Annotated in this window: 17 protein-coding genes and 1 riboswitch; of the genes, 10 read left to right on the forward strand and 7 right to left on the reverse strand. The window is 44.9% G+C overall.

Features of this window, described 5'->3' with window-relative positions; translation table 11 throughout:
* Positions 1–5 precede the first annotated feature (5 nt).
* From trpD to thiW, 7 genes are all read left to right on the forward strand, one after another.
* Positions 6–1,025, forward strand: a complete 1,020-nt coding sequence (gene trpD / locus RZO55_RS11510) for an anthranilate phosphoribosyltransferase (protein ID WP_318064426.1) — start codon at positions 6–8, stop codon at positions 1,023–1,025.
* Entirely contained in the window at positions 1,022–1,828 is an 807-nt protein-coding gene (trpC, locus tag RZO55_RS11515) for an indole-3-glycerol phosphate synthase TrpC (RefSeq protein WP_318064427.1), read from the forward strand. Before trpD ends, trpC begins: the two co-directional genes overlap by 4 nt.
* A complete protein-coding gene (locus RZO55_RS11520) occupies positions 1,815–2,498 on the forward strand; it encodes a phosphoribosylanthranilate isomerase (RefSeq protein ID WP_318064428.1) in 684 nt (227 codons plus the stop codon). The genes trpC and RZO55_RS11520 overlap by 14 nt, the downstream gene beginning before the upstream one ends.
* Positions 2,444–3,628 carry a tryptophan synthase subunit beta gene (gene trpB, locus RZO55_RS11525; RefSeq protein ID WP_318064429.1) on the forward strand — a complete coding sequence of 395 codons (1,185 nt, stop codon included), beginning with the start codon at positions 2,444–2,446 and terminating at the stop codon, positions 3,626–3,628. Before RZO55_RS11520 ends, trpB begins: the two co-directional genes overlap by 55 nt.
* Positions 3,621–4,394, forward strand: coding sequence for a tryptophan synthase subunit alpha (gene trpA / locus RZO55_RS11530; protein ID WP_318064430.1), 774 nt, complete (start codon positions 3,621–3,623; stop codon positions 4,392–4,394). The genes trpB and trpA overlap by 8 nt, the downstream gene beginning before the upstream one ends.
* Before the next feature lie 37 nt (positions 4,395–4,431).
* A riboswitch (TPP riboswitch) is annotated at positions 4,432–4,540 on the forward strand.
* Positions 4,541–4,625: 85 nt separating this feature from the next.
* Positions 4,626–5,933, forward strand: coding sequence for a phosphomethylpyrimidine synthase ThiC (gene thiC, locus RZO55_RS11535; RefSeq protein WP_318064431.1), 1,308 nt, complete (start codon positions 4,626–4,628; stop codon positions 5,931–5,933).
* A 25-nt stretch (positions 5,934–5,958) separates the two neighbouring features.
* Entirely contained in the window at positions 5,959–6,513 is a 555-nt protein-coding gene (gene thiW / locus RZO55_RS11540) for an energy coupling factor transporter S component ThiW (protein WP_318064432.1), read from the forward strand.
* Positions 6,514–6,696: 183 nt separating this feature from the next.
* Here thiW and RZO55_RS11545 read toward each other — a convergent pair whose 3' ends face one another.
* Positions 6,697–9,747, reverse strand: coding sequence for a glycoside hydrolase family 2 TIM barrel-domain containing protein (locus RZO55_RS11545; protein ID WP_318064433.1), 3,051 nt, complete (start codon positions 9,745–9,747; stop codon positions 6,697–6,699).
* Positions 9,748–10,236: 489 nt separating this feature from the next.
* Here RZO55_RS11545 and RZO55_RS11550 point away from each other — a divergent pair, with 489 nt between their 5' ends.
* Both RZO55_RS11550 and RZO55_RS11555 read left to right on the forward strand, forming a co-directional pair.
* Positions 10,237–10,881 carry a hypothetical protein gene (locus tag RZO55_RS11550; RefSeq protein ID WP_318064434.1) on the forward strand — a complete coding sequence of 215 codons (645 nt, stop codon included), beginning with the start codon at positions 10,237–10,239 and terminating at the stop codon, positions 10,879–10,881.
* A gap of 52 nt (positions 10,882–10,933) precedes the next feature.
* Positions 10,934–11,779 carry a helix-turn-helix domain-containing protein gene (locus tag RZO55_RS11555; protein ID WP_318064435.1) on the forward strand — a complete coding sequence of 282 codons (846 nt, stop codon included), beginning with the start codon at positions 10,934–10,936 and terminating at the stop codon, positions 11,777–11,779.
* A gap of 24 nt (positions 11,780–11,803) precedes the next feature.
* Here the strand turns inward: RZO55_RS11555 and RZO55_RS11560 are convergent, their stop codons facing one another.
* Positions 11,804–12,619, reverse strand: a complete 816-nt coding sequence (locus tag RZO55_RS11560; RefSeq protein WP_318064436.1) for a helix-turn-helix transcriptional regulator — start codon at positions 12,617–12,619, stop codon at positions 11,804–11,806.
* A gap of 176 nt (positions 12,620–12,795) precedes the next feature.
* Between RZO55_RS11560 and RZO55_RS11565 the strand changes: the two genes are divergently transcribed.
* The gene (locus RZO55_RS11565) at positions 12,796–14,097 is read left to right on the forward strand and encodes an MFS transporter (RefSeq protein WP_318064437.1); all 1,302 of its coding nucleotides are present in this window, start codon (positions 12,796–12,798) and stop codon (positions 14,095–14,097) included.
* A gap of 4 nt (positions 14,098–14,101) precedes the next feature.
* Here the strand turns inward: RZO55_RS11565 and RZO55_RS11570 are convergent, their stop codons facing one another.
* Genes RZO55_RS11570 through arfA form a run of 5 tightly spaced genes read right to left on the reverse strand, consistent with a single transcriptional unit; the run spans position 14,102 to position 20,594 of the window.
* Complete coding sequence (locus tag RZO55_RS11570; protein ID WP_336624287.1) at positions 14,102–15,199, reverse strand: GntR family transcriptional regulator; 1,098 nt, start codon at positions 15,197–15,199, stop codon at positions 14,102–14,104.
* 15 nt (positions 15,200–15,214) lie between these two features.
* Entirely contained in the window at positions 15,215–15,907 is a 693-nt protein-coding gene (locus tag RZO55_RS11575; RefSeq protein ID WP_318064496.1) for an L-ribulose-5-phosphate 4-epimerase, read from the reverse strand.
* Positions 15,908–15,928: 21 nt separating this feature from the next.
* On the reverse strand, positions 15,929–17,530 hold the full coding sequence (locus tag RZO55_RS11580; RefSeq protein ID WP_318064438.1) for a xylulokinase: 1,602 nt from the start codon (positions 17,528–17,530) through the stop codon (positions 15,929–15,931).
* Positions 17,531–17,558: 28 nt separating this feature from the next.
* Entirely contained in the window at positions 17,559–19,052 is a 1,494-nt protein-coding gene (gene araA / locus RZO55_RS11585) for an L-arabinose isomerase (RefSeq protein ID WP_318064439.1), read from the reverse strand.
* 24 nt (positions 19,053–19,076) lie between these two features.
* On the reverse strand, positions 19,077–20,594 hold the full coding sequence (gene arfA / locus RZO55_RS11590; RefSeq protein ID WP_318064440.1) for an arabinosylfuranosidase ArfA: 1,518 nt from the start codon (positions 20,592–20,594) through the stop codon (positions 19,077–19,079).
* Positions 20,595–20,618 lie beyond the last annotated feature (24 nt).

Below are 20,618 nucleotides of genomic sequence, written 5' to 3' on the forward strand. Positions count from 1 at the left end.
ACCCAATGATTCAAAAAGCAATCCATGATGTAATTGAAGGTCAGGACCTAAGCTTTCAGGCTGCCAGAGAGGTTATGAATGAAATTATGAGCGGGGAAACCACTCCGGCCCAGATGGCAGCATTTTTAACAGCATTGCGCATGAAGGGGGAGACCATTGATGAAATCACCGCATGCGCCACAGTTATGAGAGAAAAGGCGATGAAGCTGGAGCCGGATTTTCCCGTCATTGATATCGTAGGTACTGGAGGAGATGAGGCTGGAACCTTTAATATCTCCACTACCAGCGCCTTTGTAGTGGCTGCAGGAGGCGTCCCGGTTGCAAAGCACGGGAACAGAAGCGTTTCCAGCAAAAGCGGCGCTGCAGACGTTCTGGAGCAGCTGGGAGTTAACTTAAACCTTACCGCAGAGCAGTCTGGCAAGGTTTTAAAAGAAACCGGAATGTGCTTTCTCTTTGCACAGGTCCATCATTCTTCCATGAAGTACGCAGGTCCTGTCAGAAAAGAGCTGGGAGTAAGAACCATATTTAACATACTTGGCCCTTTATCAAACCCGGCAGGTGCCACCATGCAGCTGTTAGGTGTCTACGATAAAAAGCTGGTGGAACCCCTCGCCCAGGTTTTAAGCAACTTAGGAGTGAAGCGGGGGCTTGTTGTCTGCGGATCAGACGGACTGGACGAAGCAACCGTAACGGGCCCTACCCATGTCTGTGAAATCCGTTTCGGGGAACTGATTCCATATGAAATTACTCCGGAACAGTTTTCCTTAAGCCGCAGCAGCCTTTCCGACTTACTGGGCGGAACTCCTGCAGATAACGCCAAAATTACAAAGGAGATTTTAGACGGAACACTTCGCGGTCCAAAACGGGATATTGTGGTTTTAAATTCCGCCCTCAGTCTTTATCTTGGCACTGACAACTGCACTATATCTGACTGCATTCAGACTGCTTCTGACTTAATTGATTCCGGAAAGGCAGCTGCAAAACTGGAAGAATTTGTAAGTGCAGTGAATGAGGTGGCTTTATGATCCTTGACACTCTGGCCGCAGCCTCTAAAAAACGGGCGGAGGAGGCGAAAAACGTGATTCCAATCGATAAGATGGAGGAGATGGCATACACTGCTTTTGATGCGGGACAAAGGGAATCTGATTTCTCTTTTGAACGGGCAGTCTCCTCTCCGGGAATCTCCTTTATCTGCGAGGTGAAGCGTGCCTCTCCTTCAAAGGGAATGATCGCACCGGATTTTCCATACAGGGAAATCGCCATGGAGTATGAAGCAGCCGGTGCAGACGCTGTTTCCGTACTGACAGAGCCGGAATATTTCCTGGGAAAAGGGGAATATTTAACCGAAATCAGCCGGTCTGTTTCCCTCCCTCTGTTAAGAAAGGATTTTACCGTAGATCCTTATCAGATCCTGGAAGCAAAGGTACTTTGTGCTTCGGCAGTTCTTCTTATCTGTGCTCTTTTGGATACTGAAAAACTGAAAGAATACATCAAACTCTGTGACAGCCTTGGGCTCAGTGCTCTTGTTGAAGCGCACGATGAGAAAGAAATCCACAGCGCACTTTCTGCAGGAGCGCGACTGATCGGAGTCAATAACCGGAACTTAAAGACATTCGAGGTTGACTTTGAAAATTCTATCCGTTTAAGAAGCCTGGTGCCTGCAGGGACTGCGTTCATTGCAGAAAGCGGAATACAGACCCCGGATGATGTAAAGCGGCTGTATCAGGCCGGTGTAAACGGAGTCCTGATCGGAGAAAGCCTGATGCGCTCTCCTGACAAGAAAAAGATTCTTTTGGAAATGAGGAAGGCTGCCAATGATAAATTTTGAAAAGAAAATCAAGATCTGCGGCCTCACCAGAAAAGAAGATGTGCTGGCTGTCAACTGCTATAAGCCGGATTACGCAGGGTTTGTTTTTGCTCCGGGAAAGCGGCAGCTTAATTTCAGACAGGCGGAACTTTTAAGAAATGAGCTTCTCCCTGCAATACCCGCCGTGGGAGTCTTCGTAAACAGCCCTGCAGACGAAATCATTTCCCTTGTGAAAAGTAACGTAATCCAGATGATTCAGCTTCACGGTGAGGAAAGTGAGGCGGATATATGGGAACTGAAAAACAGATTAGACCAACCGGTCCCCATTATAAAAGCAATCCGCGTCAAGTCCTCGGCGGAAATATCAGAAGCGGAAAAGCTTTCTGCAGACTATCTTCTTCTGGACTCTTATGTCAAAGGAATGAAAGGCGGCAGCGGAACATCTTTTGACTGGTCCATGATTCCGATGATTAATAAACCCTGGTTTCTTGCTGGTGGAATCGGCATGGAAAATATAGAGGAAGCGCTTAAAACGAAAGCATTCTGCCTGGATGTCAGCAGTCTGGCTGAAACAAACGGCAGAAAAGACCCGGAAAAAATAAAAAAAATCATACAAACAGTAAGGAGTGGAAAATTATGTCAAAAGGAAGATTTGGACAGCACGGCGGACAATTTATCCCCGAAACGCTGATGAATGCAGTGACGGAACTGGAGAAGGCTTACAATGCCTGCATGCAGGATGAAGAATTTCTGGCTGAATTAAAGGCACTGCATGAAACCTATACCGGAAGACCATCTCTGCTTTACTATGCAGAGAAAATGACAGAGGATCTGGGCGGTGCAAAGATTTATTTAAAACGGGAAGATTTAAACCACACCGGATCTCATAAAATCAACAATGCACTTGGCCAGGTTCTCCTGGCAAAGAAAATGGGAAAAACCCGTGTCATCGCAGAAACCGGTGCCGGTCAGCACGGAGTAGCTACTGCAACTGCTGCAGCCTTAATGGGAATGGAATGTGAAATTTACATGGGAAAAGAAGATACGGACCGCCAGGCACTCAATGTATTCCGTATGGAGCTTCTGGGAGCAAGGGTTCATCCAGTTACCAGCGGAACACAGACCTTAAAAGATGCGGTAAATGAGACGCTTCGGGAATGGACCAACCGGGTGGAGGACACCCACTACGTCCTAGGTTCTGTTATGGGACCTCACCCATTTCCCACCATTGTGCGGGATTTCCAGAGCATCATCGGAAAGGAAGTCAGGGAGCAGATCTTAAAAGCAGAAGGAAAGCTTCCTGACATGCTGATCGCCTGCGTGGGCGGAGGCAGCAATGCCATGGGACTGTTTTATGATTTTATTGGTGACAGCTCTGTTAAGCTGGTAGGCTGTGAGGCAGCAGGTCACGGAATAGATACTGATAAAAATGCCGCAACCATTTCCACCGGAACCGTAGGAATCTTCCATGGTATGAAATCCTACTTCTGCCAGGATGAATACGGACAGATTGCTCCCGTTTACTCCATTTCAGCTGGGCTTGACTATCCTGGAATCGGACCGGAGCACGCAGCACTGTTTGATACCAAAAGGGCAGATTATGTTCCTGTCACAGACGATGAAGCAGTGGATGCATTTGAATATTTGTCCAGAAAAGAAGGAATCATTCCTGCCATTGAAAGCGCCCATGCGATAGCTTACGCCAGAAAGATTGCACCTTCCATGGGAAAAGACCAGGTTATCGTCATCAACTTATCCGGACGCGGAGACAAGGATGTAGCCGCAATTGCACGTTACAAGGGGGTAGAAATCTATGAGTAGAATCAGTGAAGCATTTAAAAAAGGAAAAGCATTTATCCCATTCATTACAGCTGGTGACCCTGACCTTTCGATTACGGAGCAGCTGGTTCCTGCCATGGCTGAGGCAGGTGCTGATATCATAGAGCTGGGAATTCCTTTTTCTGATCCGGTTGCAGAGGGAATCGTGATCCAGGAAGCAGACCAGCGTGCCCTTGCAGCCGGCACTACCACAGACAAAATCTTTGAAACTGTCACACGAATCCGGCAAAAAACAAATATCCCTTTGGCTTTTATGACTTATATTAATCCAATATTTGTATACGGAAGCGAGCGTTTCATTAAAAATGCGGCAGAATGCGGGATTGATGCTCTTATCGTTCCAGATATGCCATTTGAGGAAAAGGATGAACTATATCCCATCTGTCAAAAGTACGGGATTGATTTAATCTCCCTGATCGCTCCCACTTCAAAGGAACGGATTACAGCCATTGCTTCTAAAGCAGAGGGATTTGTTTACTGCGTCTCTTCCATGGGCGTAACAGGTGTGAGAAAGGAAATTACCTCTGATATCAAAGATATGGTTTCTCTTGTTAAGGATTCAAAAGATATTCCCTGTGCTATCGGCTTTGGTATTTCCACACCGGAACAGGCGAAGGAATTAAGTAAATATGCAGATGGTATAATCGTTGGAAGCGCCATTGTGAAGCTGGCCGCCATGCATGGAAAAGACTGTGTAGAGCCAATCTGCAGCTACATAAGACAAATGAAATCTGCTATCACTGAGTGAATTTTCACTTGACATCCATTTGTACCGGTGCTACACTAGTGCCACAAGAGGGAGCTCGTATGCGGGCTGAGAGGAAGTTATCAAACTTCGACCTTTATAACCTGATTTGGGTAATGCCAACGTAGGGATTTATACAAGACGGATGTATCTATCTGAGCCTGTACCTGTTGGTATGGGCTCTTTTTTTGTCCTGAGCCGTAAATCCCTTCAAATAATGAAGGAGGACTACATATGAATTACACCACACAGATGGATGCTGCAAGAAAGGGCATTCTGACGCGGGAAATGGAAATTACAGCAGAAAAAGAAGGAATCAAACCGGAAGAGCTTATCAGGCTGGTTTCTGAAGGCAAAGCAGTTATTCCTGCCAACAAACACCATACCTGTTTAGAGCCAAATGCCATTGGTTCCATGCTGAAAACAAAAATCAATGTAAATCTTGGAACTTCCAGAGATTTAAATGATATGGATCTGGAACTAAAAAAAGTAGAGGATGCCGTTTCACTGGGCGCTGAATCCATTATGGATTTAAGTTCCTTTGGTGACACAAGAAAGTTCAGAAAAAGGCTGACAGGCGAATGCCCTGCCATGATAGGCACGGTTCCCATTTACGATGCCGTTGTTTATTATCATAAACCCCTTAAGGAAATCACTTCTGAGGAATGGATTCAGATTGTGGAAATGCATGCTCTTGACGGAGTGGACTTCATGACCATTCACGTAGGAATCAACAAGCAGACTGCTCACCGATTTAAAGAAGCAAAACGCCTGACCAACATCGTATCCAGAGGCGGTTCCATCATCTTTGCATGGATGGAGATGACGGGAAATGAAAATCCCTTCTATGAGCATTTTGACCGTATTCTGGAGATCTGCCGGGAGCACGATGTGACGTTAAGCCTTGGAGATGCCTGCCGTCCGGGCTGTATTGCTGATGCCTCAGATATTTCCCAGATTGAAGAACTGGTTACCCTTGGGGAACTGACCCGCAGGGCCTGGGAAAAGGATGTACAGGTGATTATTGAAGGACCAGGACATATGCCCCTTGACCAGATCGCTGCCAATATGAAAATCCAGGAGACAATCTGTAAAGGTGCTCCGTTTTACGTACTGGGGCCCCTGGTTACGGATATTGCACCTGGTTATGATCATATTACAGCTGCCATCGGCGGTGCTATTGCTGCCGCTGCCGGAGCTTCCTTCCTCTGCTACGTGACCCCTGCGGAACATTTAAGGCTTCCCGATGCCGATGATGTGAAGGAAGGCATTATCTCCGCCCGGATTGCTGCTCATGCCGCTGATCTTGCAAAAGGCATTAAAGGTGCAAAGGAATGGGATTACCAGATGAGTGACGCAAGAAAACGGCTGGACTGGGAAGCAATGTTTGCTCTTTCCATTGATCCGGAAAAAGCCAGAAGGTACCGTGAATCTTCAAAACCAGAAAAGGAAGATACCTGTTCCATGTGCGGTAATTTCTGCGCAATGAAAAATATGAACCGGATTTTAGACGGGGAAATTGTCAGCATCTATGATGAATGATATTGAATCAGGAGGAGAAAAAATCATGAATTCAAAGACTAATTTAAATAAGACAGCTGTCACCCACACCCCTTCTATAGTTTACATAAAAAAACTGACTGTTAGTGGAATGCTGGTGGCACTCACCGTTTCACTCTCCGGCTTTTCCATTCCCATTGGAGCTTCGAAATGCTTTCCGATTCAGCACCTGGTAAATGTCCTGGCAGGAGTATTTTTAGGTCCCGCTTACGGTGTTGCCATGGCTTTTGTCTCTTCTCTCATCAGAAACTTATCCGGTACCGGAACGCTTCTTGCTTTCCCCGGAAGTATAGTAGGGGCATACTTAAGTGCGCTTCTGTTTCAAAAGACCGGGAAGCTTCTCTTAGCTTATGTGGGAGAAATTACAGGAACAGGACTGATCGGCGCACTATTAAGCTACCCGGTTGCAATGATGATACTTGGTAAGGATGTTGCTGTGTTCTTCTTTGTGGTCCCTTTTCTGATGAGTACCGTATGCGGAACCGTGTTTGCGGCATTTCTATTAGAAGCACTCCGCAGGCTGGGTCTGCTTACCTATATCCGGCAGCTGATTGGTAAATGAATTGGTTAAAATAAGTTTGTTATTACAGTTCCTGTGCAGGGAATCCTGTTTGATTTATCAGGCGGTATGATCAACGGGGTTTTTGATATCAATGATTTCTGGCTGGAACAAACTGATACGTTCATCCAAAAGAGGAGGTGCATATGCATCTCCCCTTTTTTTACACTTTATTCATAGAGCTATTTAGTTACTTTCTGGTACCAGAGTGAACTCAAATGTAAATTCTTCTTCGTCAAACATATATTCTTTCCGAAGTTCCGGTCCGCAGCTTTCCGATCCGATTCCGTTCTGTCGGTAGTCTACACAGAATTCTGTTAAACCTGAGGGAGTCAGTTCATAATTATGGGCTATCTCCGTCAGCTCCTCCTGTGTATATTCTGATGCATGGAAGGAAAACGCCTTATCTGCTGCAACAGTGACCGAAAGATTATCTCCTGCTATGGTTACAAAGTCACAATCACTGCGGCTTCCGTTTTCCTGGGGCCTTAAATAGTCCTCATGCATCTCTTTTACACTGGAAGAAAACAGACCATGATAGCTGGCATTTTTCTTATCAATATAGTTTTCAACAGGACCAAGTCCGAAATAGGTCACCTGATTCATCTGTTTTGAAAGGAACAGCCTGAGGCCAAACCGGGGAAGTTCCGGAAACTCAGTATCTCTCTTAACATCCAGCCTTCCGCTTATAGTGCCTTCCGCTCCAATGGTCCATAGTGCATCAATCATTAAGATCCGCTGAATGGGGGCTGCTGCCATAGACATCACAGTGGATAGTTGAAGACAGCCTTCTTTTTCCTCCCATTTAGTTTCATACCCTCTGGAAGAAGCACGGTGATAGTGAGCCTCCATCCATTTACTTTTAATATCACTGTCATTATCTGTAGGTGCTCTCCAGATATTAATTTCCATGGGGCGTTCCAATATGGAATGGTTTTCAAAATTCATTTTTTGAAACGTTCCTGTCAGTTTACTATAGGTATAGAAAAAGCTTTTTCCATTAATATAAATATAACGGTCATCTTCGCATACTTCAAAAGCTCCGTCTTTTTCTTTTTTCTCTAAGAGTGCTGCTGCCGTCCGGTTTCTCATATCTTCATTTTTCAGAAGAATTTCATCAAAACCAAGAAGGCTTCCTGCTTCCACAAGAAAGCTGCTTTCCTTCAGATAATAACTAACCTTTAAGTAACATTTACCTGCTGCCGGGACATCAAACTTCAGCGGCAGTCTGCACTCCTGCCCGGGCATAAGCTCTGGCATATCTGCATCTTTCACAACTCCATTCGCCTTTAATTCTCCATCACAGGTCACTTCATAGGTAATAAATCCATATTCTTTAAAATTGGTGAAGTGAAGATAATTATGAAGCGTCAGCTCTTTTTTATCCTGATCAAAGGAAACGACCCGTACCGGGCGATTTACATTCTTAAACTCCATCAGACCCGTATGCGGTCTTCTGTCCGGATATACAAGACCATCCATACAGAAATTGCCGTCATGAGGATACTCCCCATGATCTCCTCCATAAAGATACATAGGCTTTCCGTCAATCGTCCTGCCCTGATAAATTGCGTGGTCACACCATTCCCATACAAAGCCGCCGCAAACCCTGTCGTGCTGTTCAAACACCTGGAAGTAGCCCTCTAAATCCCCAGGTCCATTTCCCATGGCATGACTGTATTCGCATAGAATGAAAGGCTTTGCTGTCTCCCGCTTCGTGTATTCGATGATTTCATCCAGGCTGGGATACATACGGCTGAATAAATCAATATTCGAAAAATCATAAGTTTTGTCCACAGCGATGTATCTGGCACCCTCATAGTGAGTAAGCCTTGTGGGATCGTATGACTTTGTCCAGGAAAGTGCTGCTTCAAAGGTGCACCCATAAGCGCATTCATTTCCCATAGACCAGATTACAACGCATGGACGATTCTTGTCCCGCTCAACCAAAAGCTTTGTCCTGTCAACGGTCGCTTCCGTAAATTCCGGATTGTCTGCAATGGCACGGTTCCAGCGGTCACGCCATACCTCTGTGGTACGGGTCTTCATATAGATGTACCCCGTTCCATGACTTTCATTATCTGCCTCATCAATGACATAAAATCCATACTCATCACAAAGCTGATAGAACTGTGGTGCATTGGGATAATGGCTGGTACGGATAGCATTAACATTATGCTGCTTCATCAGACGCAAATCACGCTTCATCTGATCCAGGCTGATTGTAAATCCGGTAACAGGATCGCTGTCGTGGCGGTTAACACCATGGAACTTAATTTTCTCACCATTTAAATACACTACGCCATCCCGAACGGTGATTTCCCTGATACCCAGACGGTCAACGATTACTTCCTGGCCTGTCTCAAATACTACCGTATAAAGATATGGGTTTTCTGCATTCCAGAGCACAGGATTTTCAATACTAAATTCTATCTTTCCTTCTGCAGCAACTCCCTCTTTTCTGGCAACCGTCTTCCCGTTTCTGTCTGTTACGGTTACTTTCACCGGAATCTCTTTTCCAATAAAGGTAATCGCAGCCGCAACATGAGCCTGTCCATTCCTGACAGATGTGATGAGGAAGTAATCAAAAATACCTTCTTCCGGTCTCTTTAACAGATATACGTCCCGAAAGATTCCTGTCATGCGGAATTTGTCCTGATCTTCCAGATAGCTCCCGTCACACCATTTTAAAACCAGAACGGAAAGTGTATTGTCCCCGTCTCGGATCACACCTGTTACATCAAATTCACTGGTTCCGTGTGAAACCTGGCTGTATCCCACATAGCTGCCGTTTAACCATACATAAAAGCAGGAATCCACTCCTTCAAAGTTTAAGTAAGCTTTGGGAGCATCATCCTCTCTCTTATAGACAAAATGATGGACATACGCGCCGCATGGATTCTCTGCAGGAACATATGGCGGGTCCATGGGGAAAGGGTATCTGGTGTTGGTATACTGGTGCTTATCATAGCCATAATTTTGAAAACAGCTGGGCACCAGAATCTCATCAAATCTGGATGTATCATAACCTTCCAGATAAAATTCTTCTTTTACATCATAGATGCTGTCATAATATTGAAACTTCCAGTTTCCGTTTAACAGGCAGAACCGGTCGGATTTTTCTCTTTTATCCGTCAAATCAAACTGTGCTGTAGAAGCAGGGATATAGTAAGCTCTGTACGGCATTGTATTTTCATGAAGCAGATGCAGATTTTCATAATGTCTGGGTACGATCATAGTCGACTCCTCCTTTTTTTCTTATCTTTCATTATAGAAGAACAGGGCGAAAAATCCATATCCTTGATTAGACAAAACATGCACAAAATGATACCGCTGATTTTATTTTTCCCTGTAAAATGGTGGTTTATGGCTTAAAACCGAGGTTTTCAAGACTTTTAGTATCACCAGCTTTTACCACTTAAATGTAGTCAAAACCAATTCCTCCGTTTTTTCAAGCAAATCTAAGCCGCGCCTGACTAGCATCAACATTTAGAGATACTTATACTGGAATAATTTGTGGTTTTATGTCGTATTTTCAGATACTAACAATTAATCCACAAATGTTTCCACATTATTGTGGATAACTGTCGTTTTGGGTATTAAAAATGAGGAGGTAACTTCAATTATTTTTTATTTCTTGTAAAATATCACTTATCAGCTATAATAATAAATGACACTCTAAGGCTATTAATAAAATATTACCATTATAAAGGGGACTTAATGACTATGAAAAAATTAAAACTACTGACTACCGCACTCCTTATCTCATCATTATTTTTATCCACAGGTTGCAGCAAACATACTAATACAGTATCTGCCACATCTGAAACAACCAGTATTGCTGATTCAAATAATAATGTAAGTGTTGAAACTAATAATGATCTGGAAGATGTAGGAAAGGTAGATGTAGAAAAAGGCCTGTTTAATGTTGAGCTGACCATACCCGCTAATTTCGTCGGTGAGCAAACGCAGCAAGAACTAAATAAAATGTGTGAAGAAAAAGGGTATAAATCCATTACATTAAACGACGATGGAAGTGCTACATATGTATTGACCAAACAGCAGCACAAAGAAATGATGGAGGAATTAAAAAATACAATCAACTCAACCATGGCAGAAATGGTTGGTTCTGAAGATTACCCTAATTATACTGACGTTACAGCCAATGAAGACTTTACTGAATTCGAAATAACCACAAAATCTTCTGAATTAGCAATGGCAGAATCTTTTTCTGTATTAGCTTTCTATATGTATGGAGGAATGTATCATGTATTTAATGGAACAGCTGTTGACAATATTACTGTGAAATTTATAAATTCTGATACTGGTGAAGTAATATCAGCTACCAATTCTAAAGATATGGGAAAATAATTTATTTCAGGAAGTTACAGATAGTTTCTATAGCTGAAAGGAGAATCCTTCCATGTATACAAACACCGGTTATATGAATTTAACAGAAGATGAACTGGAAAATAATATAATCCCCTTAAGAGTCAACAGCTGCGGCGTTTACCGCTTGGTCTCTCTACCTGTTATGTCAACCTTTCGTCCTCTTGGCCGTTCAGACTATCAGCTGCTTTATATTTCGGCAGGAAAAGCTTTTTTCACCATAGACGGTACCGTTACTGAAATTTCAGAGGGCAGCATGGTTTTATTTCCCCCCCATACCCCCCAGCAATATTCCTATTATATCAATAATAAACCGGAAGTTTACTGGGTCCATTTCACCGGCAGTGAAGCACAGCCCCTCACCAAAGAAGCCGGCTTTCTTAATAACCGGTTACTGTATACCGGAATTTCCTCCAGATACCAGGAACTGTTTCTGTCCATAATCCGGGAAGTGCAGCTTACCCGCCCCTCCTTCGAGGAGCTCTCAGCCCTTTATTTAAAGCAGCTGTTTCTCCTTCTGAGACGGATCAGAGAGGAAGGCGGAGTAAAAAAAACAGAGCTCCAGAAACAAATGGAAAAAACAGTCCGGTATTTTCATGAGAATCTGGCAAATAATATCGAAATCGAGACATATGCCAGGCAGCTCCATATGAGTACCTGCTGGTTTATCCGAAGCTTCCGGGAATATGCGGGAATGCCTCCTGGAAGATACCTGACCGAAATACGGATTAAAAAAGCCAAGGAACTATTAGAAAGCACTGATTACAGCGTCGGTGAAATAGGAGGAATCATTGGATATGAGAATCCGCTCTATTTCAGCCGTATATTTAAAAAAACAGCCGGAGTCTCTCCTGCTGAATACAGAAAGGCGGCAAGGTAAGAACATCTCCCTGCCGCCTTTTAGCTACCGTTCAATTACACTATACGTCTGCCTATATTCCTTAGCCGTCATTCCCATATACTTTTTAAAAATTCTTCTGAAATAATCCACATCCTCATAACCGCACCGGTAGGCGATTTCACTTCCGGTTAAATTGGTTTCAATCAGCATTCCACACGCCTTATTCAGTCTGGCTTCGTGAATTCCTTCCGTCAGCGTCTTTCCATAAACGGCATGGTATGTACGCCCTAAATAATCGGGACTGCATTCCAGCTGCTCAGCCAATATGGAGGCTGATAATGGCTGCTTTAAATGGTATTTGATATACTGTGCCGCCTGATTGGCAAGAAGTACCTTCTGCCCGTTTATCTCCATAGGAGATAATGAATCGCTCAATTCACAAAGCAATTCCAAAAGAACCAGATTTAATATGGTCCGGTCTTCCCTGCACACATTCTGTCTCTTAATAAACCGGCGGAACAATTCTTCAAACTGCTGGGGTTTTCCGATCCGTATCAGCTGGGGAAGAGACATGATGTCTGTTCCCGTTTCTTCCGCCTTCTCCTCCAGATGAAAGTGAAGCCAGTAAAAATTCAAGTCTTTAGAAAACTCCCTGGTCCCCCAGTGATGTCTGCCTGGAAACAGAATCAGGGCTTCCCCCTCTTCCACTTCATATTCCACATCCTCTTCTGCAATTCCAAGTACACCGGAATTCACATAAATGATTTCAAAAGAATCCATGACACGGTCTGCATGCCGTCCCTTTCCCTCCGTAACCAGATACCCTGCATTCAATGCCCTCACTGGAAGAACTGCCTTTAGATGTAAGTAATGTTCCATGTGCCGCCCCCTTGTCGTATTCAAGTCGGAATCATCCAGTTTTTCTCGTCTTTTTCCTCTTGTAACCTTTCAATGATACTGGCAATATAGAGAAAGTATTTTTATTACTGTTAAAAGCATAGCAGATCTATGAGTAAATGAAAAGGGGAATACGGCAGATTTGCCGTTTAGAAAATATGGTTATAGAATTGATAACAAAAAAACACGCACTATCAAGCCACGAAGCTGCACCTATGACAGCTGCTGACTTTTCAAGAGGAAGAAATCTCTTTATTGCAGAAGGTTGCTGCGCCAATGGAATCGTTACACTCACCACAGGTGCCTTTCTCTCCGGTTACGCCAGTTCACTGGGAGCTGAAGACTCTTTAAATGGCATTATTGGATCCATTCCGATCCTTCTTTGCAGCCTGCAGATGTTCTCTTCCATTCTTTTAGAAAACTTAAGGAGAAAGAAAGGGCTGATTGTCAGTTTTTCCTTTATTCACAGACTGCTGCTCTCTTTGATGTTCTTTCTGCCGTTGTTTATTGTACAGCCGTTAATCCGCCTGACAGCAGTGGTCGTTCTTTATGGAATCGCCCACTTTTTCGGAGCATCCATTGGTACCGGAACCGGCAACTGGATTCTCCAGCTGGTACCCCAGCATATCAGAGGAGATTATCTGGGGAAAAAGGATTCCTTTGCCTTTGCAGCCTCTACTGTTATAAGCCTTATTATGGGCAGAATCATGGACTGGTTTCGAAACTGCAGTATGGAACAAACCGGATTTTACGTAGTGGGAGCTACAGTTCTTCTTATTGCATGTACGGACTTCTGGTGCCTGTCGTCCATACGGGAACCGGAAAGCACTCCCCGCAGACAGAAATTAACAGATGCTCTCCTGGCCCCTATGGCTGACCGGAAATACAGGAAAGTCATGATCACCTACATATTCTGGAATCTGGCGCTGCAGATTGCCGGCCCGTTCTTCAGTGTATATATGGTCACAGGACTGAAACTGGATTACACCTATATCACGTTCCTGGGACTGATTTCATCCACCGTACGGATTCTTGCAGCCTGGCTTTGGGGAAAGCTGGCAGATGCCACCTCCTGGCTTCTTGCAGGCAGGCTCTCCATGGGACTTTTGGGATTCATCCATATCAGCTGGCTTTTTATGACTCCTGATACCTGTTACGCCCTTCAGCCGGTTTTGCAGGCCTTATCAGGAGCAGCATGGGGCGGAATTGCAATATCCGTTTTCAACCTGCAGTATCATTATGCGCCTGAAGAAAAACGGGTTTTATATGTCAGTGCCAATTCATCCTATGCAGGACTTTGCGGCTTTTTCTCCACTCTCTTAGGTGCCAGTCTGCTGACCATACTCCCTTCCTTCCAACTGGGGAATCTTCCTATCACCGGAATGCAGATTCTCTTTTTGCTTTCCGGATCCCTGATCTTAGGGTGTGTGCTTTACATGGGAAAACTGAAAAAGTATTGACCGGTTACCTCCTCCGGTCTTTGCAGGATTCCCGAATCACCAGCTTCGGTTTCAATACCCGTTCCACCCTGCTTTCCTCGTCGGGAACTCCATTCATTTTTTCCAGAAGCAGTTCTGCCGCCATTGCCCCCAGCCGTTCCTGCGGGTGGGCAATGGTGGTCAGCTTCACCTTACCATTCTCTGCTATAAAGGAATTGTCATAACCGGTAACCGAAATTTCTTCCGGCACAGACAGCCCTTCTTTTTCTATGGTCTTAATAACCTCAAAAGCGATCTGGTCATTATAGCAGACAATCCCATCCACTAATATCCCTTCCTCCAGCATGATTCTCAGCACTTCAGACGGCTTGGCAGACCGGTCCTCTGTGTGATACCAGATCACCAGATCCGGATCATAAGAAAACCCACCTTCCTGAAGCGCTTTTACAAAGCCCTTGTGCCTGTCTCTCCCCTGACTGTCATCTGCTTTAAAAATCCCCAGAATATGCTTATGTCCCAGATCAATCAGGTACTTCGTTACCAAATATCCGCCCATGCAGTCATCAAGCCTGATATGAGGCTTGCTCTTCATCTGGGTATAATACCCCTGTATGAAAACATAAGGTATTTTATAAAAGTCCAGCTTGTCATAAAGTCCCCTGTGACCGCAGAGAATCTCACTCTTGCTCGGTTCAATAATAAGCCCGTCTACATCTTTTTCCAGTATCTCTTCCAGGCACCGGCTCTCTTTTAACCTGCTGTTCCCCGTGTTTTTCAGTATAATGCTGTAACCGTTTTCTGTCAGCACACGGTCGATTCCCTGTATCAGCCGCGGGAAAATATAGTCGGACAAATAGGTAGTAATCACCGCTATATTGCCCGACCCTTTTTTTCTTCCCGCTTTTCTTGACACAAAAGTACCTCTGCCATGTTCCGCTTCAATGTAGCCTTCCTGTTCCAGTATGGACAGGGCTTTTCTCACCGTATGACGGCTGATATGAAAGGCCTGCGAAAGCTGATTCTCCGAAGGAAGCCGGTCACCCGGCTTCTTCTCTCCGGAAATTATCTCTTTTTTCAGTTCCTCCATTAATACGAAATACTTTGTTTTTCCGCTGTCCGACACTGTAAAAACTCCTTGCTATTTTTTTTGCCCATAATAGGCATCTGGTCCGTGTTTCCTCATAAAATGTTTATCCTGCATGGACTGGGGTGCCGGCTTCACTGCCGGATTTAACAACTCTGTCATTAAATTCATTTTGGCAATCTCTTCTAACACTACTGCATTGTGAACTGCATTGGCTGCATCCGTTCCCCATGTGAACGGACCATGGTTTTTGCACAATACCGCTGGAACATGCATGGGATCAAGACCTTTAAAGGTCTCTATAATCACAGTTCCCGTATTTTTTTCATAGCCTTCGTCAATCTCTTCCTGCGTTAAATTTCTTGCGCACGGAATCTCTCCATAAAAATAATCCGCATGGGTGGTACCATAGCAGGGCAGAGCTCTGCCTGCCTGGGCCCAGGAAGTTGCCATTGGAGAATGGGTATGTACAATCCCCCCAATTTCATCAAATGCCCGGTATAATTCCAGATGAGTGGCGGTATCAGAGGAGGGATTTAACTCCCCCTCCACCTGGTTGCCATCTAAATCCATGACTACCATATCCTCTGGTTTCAGCTTATCGTAATCCACCCCGCTTGGTTTAATGACAAACAACCCCTTTTCCCTGTCAATGCCGCTGACATTTCCCCAGGTGTAGGTTATCAACCCTCTCCGCGGCAGTTCCATATTTGCTTCATATACACTTAATTTCAGTTCTTCCAGCATGTTATCGACCAAATCCTTTCTCTATGCGTGTAAACAATCCACAGCTGCGCGTTCAATTGCCAGCCCGTCTTTATAACGTTCCATAAATGCATCAAATCCGGTTATATCTTCCGGGTCCGGCTCCATGGTTTCTCCCGCCATATCCTGAAATACATGGTCAGAAAGGTACTGGTCCAGGGACTCCCCTTCCTTCTTGCGGATAAGATAAGATGCAAGCAGTGCTGCTCCCCAGGCTCCGCCTTCTCCAGCCGTCTCCATTACAGAGACAGGAACTCCCACAGCCGCAGCCATAATCCTCTGACCCGTTTCTCTGGTCTTAAACAGACCGCCGTGCCCCAGAAGCACATCAAGCTTCACGCCCTCTTTAAACAGTATATCCATTCCTATATGTAAAGCTCCCAATGCAGTGTAAAGATGAACTCTCATGAAATTCGCCAGGTTAAACCTGCTGTTTGGAGTTCGGACGAACAATGGCCTTCCCTCTTCAAAATGAGTAATGTGTTCTCCTGACAAATACCCAAAGGACAAAAGACCGCCTCCATCCTTATCGCCCTCTAAAGCCTTTCTATAAAGTGCGGTGAAAAGCTCATTCTTATCCGGCTTCATACCCATTGTCTCAGCAAACTCCTCAAACAGGGAAACCCAGGAATTTAAATCAGAGGTACAGTTATTGCAGTGTACCATGGCAACCGGATCTCCTGCCGGAGTAGTGACAAGATCAAGCTCTTCATAAACCCTGGAAAGCTCCTTCTCCAGTACCACCATAGCGAACACACTGGTCCCTGCAGATACATTACCGGTTCTTTTCGCCACAGAATTGGTTGCTGTCATACCAGTTCCAGCATCCCCTTCCGGTGGACACAGAGGGATACCGGGCTTTAGATTCCCGCTTACATCTAAAAGAGCGGCACCCTCTTTTGTAAGCGTGCCTGCCTCCTCTCCAGCAGTCAGCACCCCAGGCATAATATCCCTCAGCCTCCACGGCAGTTTCCTGTCAGAAACCAGTTTATCAAATTGATGAATCATACGCTCATTAAAATCCTTTGTATCACTGTCCACGGGAAACATTCCGGCGCAGTCTCCGATACCTAAAACCCTCTTACCGGTAAGTTTCCAGTGAACATACCCTTCCAGGGTAATCAGATAGTCAATTTTAGAAACGTGACTTTCTCCATTTAAAATTGCCTGGTATAAATGTGCGATACTCCATCTTTGAGGAATATGGAACGAAAACAGCTCTGTCAGGCGGCTGGCAGCCTCTTCCGTCATGGTATTCCTCCATGTCCTGAAAGGCACCAGTAAATCCCCGTTCTTGTCAAATGCCATATATCCATGCATCATGGCAGAAAAACCAATGGCACCGATGGAAGTAAGAGTCACCCCATATTTTTCCTTCACCTCTTCAGCCATCTTTTGATAGCTGTCCTGAACACCTTCCCATATATCAGTTATACCATAAGTCCAGATTCCGTTTTCATAGCGGTTTTCCCAGTCATGACCGCCTAAAGCAATGGGATTATGATTTTCATCCACCAGAACTGCTTTGATTCTTGTGGATCCAAGCTCGATTCCCAGTGCTGTATTTCCTTCCCGGATTGCTGCTATAATTTTTTCGTTATCCATAGAAACCCCCTCAAACTTTCTATCAGTATCAGCGATATACCGCCGAATTCCATCTCAGTTCATTCTTAAAATCCCGGATATTTGTATTCTCATCAATATAAACTGCTTCGATTCCCATGGCTTCCGCCCAGTCACCCAGCTGTTCTGCAGTCAGATCATAGGAAAATGCCGTATGATGGGCTCCTCCGGCTAAGATCCAGCACTCTGCGCCAGTAACCAGGTTAGGCTCCGGTGTCCAGAATGCGGTTGCAACCGGAAGCTTTGGCATCGGTCTGTCTATCTTTTTGCAATGAACGGTATTGATAATGAGGCGGAACCGTGTTCCTAAATCGATCAGGGAAGCAGCAACTCCTCTGCCCTCTTTTGCAGTGAATACAAGTCTTGCAGGATCTTCTCTGTCACCCATGGACAATGGATTCACTTTGATGGCTGATCTTCCCTCTGCGATGGATGGGCAGACCTCCAGCATATGAGCCTGAAGAATCCCTTCCTTTCCAGGAACAAGATTATATGTATAATCCTCCATGAAAGAGGTTCCTTTTGCATCCTTTTTGCTCTCCGTCATCAGCTTCATTAAACGCACCATAGCTGCGGTCTTCCAGTCGCCTTCTCCGCCGAAGCCATACCCCTTTTCCATCAGGCGCTGGATTGCAAGACCAGGAAGCTGTTTTAAGGACCCTAAATCGCCGAAATGGGTAACAATCGCCTGATAATCCTTTTCTCTTAAGAATGCCTCAAATCCAAGCTCAATCTGCGCCTGAACTGCCACATGTTTTTTAAACTCCTCAGGATCTCTTCCATCCAGCAATATGTCATAGCGGTCATAATACTCTTCCACAAGTGCAGACACATCTCCCGCTTTTACATCCTGAACATACTCAGCAGCTTCATTCACCGGATAAGCATCGATCTCCCAGCCGAATTTAACCTGAGCCTCTACCTTATCTCCTTCCGTTACTGCTACGTTTCTCATATTGTCTGCAAAACGCACCACACGGATATGGCTGCTTTCCACAATTCCCACTGCAGTCCTCATCCAGGACGCAATTCTTCTTTTTACCGAATCATCATCCCAGAAACCGGCAATCACCTTTCTTACCAGCCCCATCCTGGTCACCATATGTCCGAATTCCCGGTCTCCATGGGCGGACTGGTTCTCGTTCATAAAATCCATATCAATGGAATCATACGGAATTTCCTGGTTAAACTGGGTATGTAAATGAAGCAGGGGTTTTCTGTATTCCTGCAGACCTAAGATCCATGACTTTGCTGGAGAAAAGGTGTGCATCCAGGTGATGACACCTGCGCAGTTCTCATCGTCATTTGCCTGACGGAACAGAGACCGTATAGAGGCATTGTCAATGAGCACAGGCTTTAAAACCACTTCATAGGGCAGGATACCGGAAGCGTTAAGCCTCTCGGTTATAATTCCTGCATGTTCTGCTACATCCCTTAAGCAGGCTTCTCCGTAAAGATCCTGAGAGCCTGTTGCAAACCAGAATTGATACGCTTTTTGTTTCATATGTATAACCCCCTCCTGTTTGATTTATTTACCGAGACGGATTACGTTCCAGGATGCTTTATGCAGCAAGCTGGTCACCATTCCTCCGTCAAGAGAAGACTGGCTGGTCTGTTTTGGTGCCACCTTTTCATTGAAAGGTCCGTTTTCTGCCAGCAGATCATCACTTTCTAATACAATGTGCTCCAGAATGCGGTATCCTTCAAAGCTTCTGACATCAATGGTCATTTCTGCATCATCTTTAATGGAACGGTTGACAGCGAAGATCGTAACTTCATCCTTCTCCTCGTTATAAACAGAAACTGCCTCCACTGCTGTCACGTCTGCATGAGTGGCAGTGTCAAATTTGGGTGAGCTGATGACAGGAAGAAGTGCAGTTCCTCTGCCGAATGCAGAAGCATGCATAAATGGATAGAAAATGGTCTGCTTCCAGACTGCTCCGCCGCCTGCTTCCGTCATAATTGGCGCAATTACATTAACAAGCTGTGCAAGACATGCCATCTTTACCCGGTCTGCATGCTTTAATAAGGTAATCAGCATCAATCCCACCAAAAGCGCATCCTCAAAATTATAAATATCCTCTAACATGGGCGGTGCTACCTGCCATGGATGATTTTCTGTAATATCGTTATCAGCGGCATTGGAGTGATACCATACATTCCACTCATCGAAGCTGATCTTAATGTCCTTTTTGCCTCTCTTTTTTGCCTTTACATAATCACAGGTGGCAATTACTGTGCGGATAAACTGATCCATGTCATCGGAACAGGCCAGGAAATCCTCACTGTCTCCTTTTCCATTGCCATAATACTGATGCATGGAAACATAATCCACATAATCATAGGTGTGCTGGAGCGTAACCGCTTCCCAGTCAGGGAATGTTGGCATAGTCAGAGAAGAGCTTCCGCAGGAAACCAGTTCAATGGAAGGATCAATAATCTTCATGGCTCTAGCTGTCTCTTCCGCCAGCCGGCCATATTCCTCCATAGTCTTATGTCCCAGCTGCCAGGGTCCATCCATCTCATTGCCCAGGCACCAGGTCTTGATATTATGAGGTTCTTTGTATCCATGGCTGATTCTTAAATCACTGTATTTGGTATTGCCCGGATGATTGCAGTATTCCAGTATGTTGCAGGCATCGGCAATCCCTCTTGTCCCTAAGTTTACCGCCATCATCACATCAGATCCTGCACTTCTGGCCCATTTTGTAAACTCGTTTAATCCAACCTTATTCTCTTCTATGCTCTTCCATGCAAGCTCCAGCCTTCTTGGACGCTCACTGACAGGGCCAACACTGTCTTCCCAGTTAAAGCTTGAAACAAAGTTCCCGCCTGGATAACGGATAATAGGAACATTCAGTTCTTTAATCATTTCCTTTACGTCATTGCGAAAGCCATGCTCATCTGCTGTAGGATGCTCCGGACTATAAATGCCGTCGTACACGGCTCTTCCCAGATGTTCAATAAATGAGCCGTAGATCCTTTCATCAATCTCCGCAATACGAAACTCTTTGTCAATCACCATTTTTACTTTGTTACATGCCATTTGTCGTTCCCAACCTTTCTAAAC

Source organism: Clostridium boliviensis, from assembly GCF_033342255.1.
In the GTDB taxonomy this organism is placed as follows: domain Bacteria; phylum Bacillota; class Clostridia; order Lachnospirales; family Lachnospiraceae; genus Lacrimispora; species Lacrimispora boliviensis.

What these genes read in the sequence shown, in the direction of transcription:
- trpD (WP_318064426.1), top strand. Translation starts at nt 6, where the DNA reads ATGATTCAAAAAGCAATCCATGATGTAATTGAAGGTCAGGACCTAAGC.
- trpC (WP_318064427.1), top strand. Translation starts at nt 1,022, where the DNA reads ATGATCCTTGACACTCTGGCCGCAGCCTCTAAAAAACGGGCGGAGGAG.
- RZO55_RS11520 (WP_318064428.1), top strand. Translation starts at nt 1,815, where the DNA reads ATGATAAATTTTGAAAAGAAAATCAAGATCTGCGGCCTCACCAGAAAA.
- trpB (WP_318064429.1), top strand. Translation starts at nt 2,444, where the DNA reads ATGTCAAAAGGAAGATTTGGACAGCACGGCGGACAATTTATCCCCGAA.
- trpA (WP_318064430.1), top strand. Translation starts at nt 3,621, where the DNA reads ATGAGTAGAATCAGTGAAGCATTTAAAAAAGGAAAAGCATTTATCCCA.
- thiC (WP_318064431.1), top strand. Translation starts at nt 4,626, where the DNA reads ATGAATTACACCACACAGATGGATGCTGCAAGAAAGGGCATTCTGACG.
- thiW (WP_318064432.1), top strand. Translation starts at nt 5,959, where the DNA reads ATGAATTCAAAGACTAATTTAAATAAGACAGCTGTCACCCACACCCCT.
- RZO55_RS11545 (WP_318064433.1), bottom strand. Translation starts at nt 9,747, where the DNA reads ATGATCGTACCCAGACATTATGAAAATCTGCATCTGCTTCATGAAAAT.
- RZO55_RS11550 (WP_318064434.1), top strand. Translation starts at nt 10,237, where the DNA reads ATGAAAAAATTAAAACTACTGACTACCGCACTCCTTATCTCATCATTA.
- RZO55_RS11555 (WP_318064435.1), top strand. Translation starts at nt 10,934, where the DNA reads ATGTATACAAACACCGGTTATATGAATTTAACAGAAGATGAACTGGAA.
- RZO55_RS11560 (WP_318064436.1), bottom strand. Translation starts at nt 12,619, where the DNA reads ATGGAACATTACTTACATCTAAAGGCAGTTCTTCCAGTGAGGGCATTG.
- RZO55_RS11565 (WP_318064437.1), top strand. Translation starts at nt 12,796, where the DNA reads ATGGTTATAGAATTGATAACAAAAAAACACGCACTATCAAGCCACGAA.
- RZO55_RS11575 (WP_318064496.1), bottom strand. Translation starts at nt 15,907, where the DNA reads ATGCTGGAAGAACTGAAATTAAGTGTATATGAAGCAAATATGGAACTG.
- RZO55_RS11580 (WP_318064438.1), bottom strand. Translation starts at nt 17,530, where the DNA reads ATGGATAACGAAAAAATTATAGCAGCAATCCGGGAAGGAAATACAGCA.
- araA (WP_318064439.1), bottom strand. Translation starts at nt 19,052, where the DNA reads ATGAAACAAAAAGCGTATCAATTCTGGTTTGCAACAGGCTCTCAGGAT.
- arfA (WP_318064440.1), bottom strand. Translation starts at nt 20,594, where the DNA reads ATGGCATGTAACAAAGTAAAAATGGTGATTGACAAAGAGTTTCGTATT.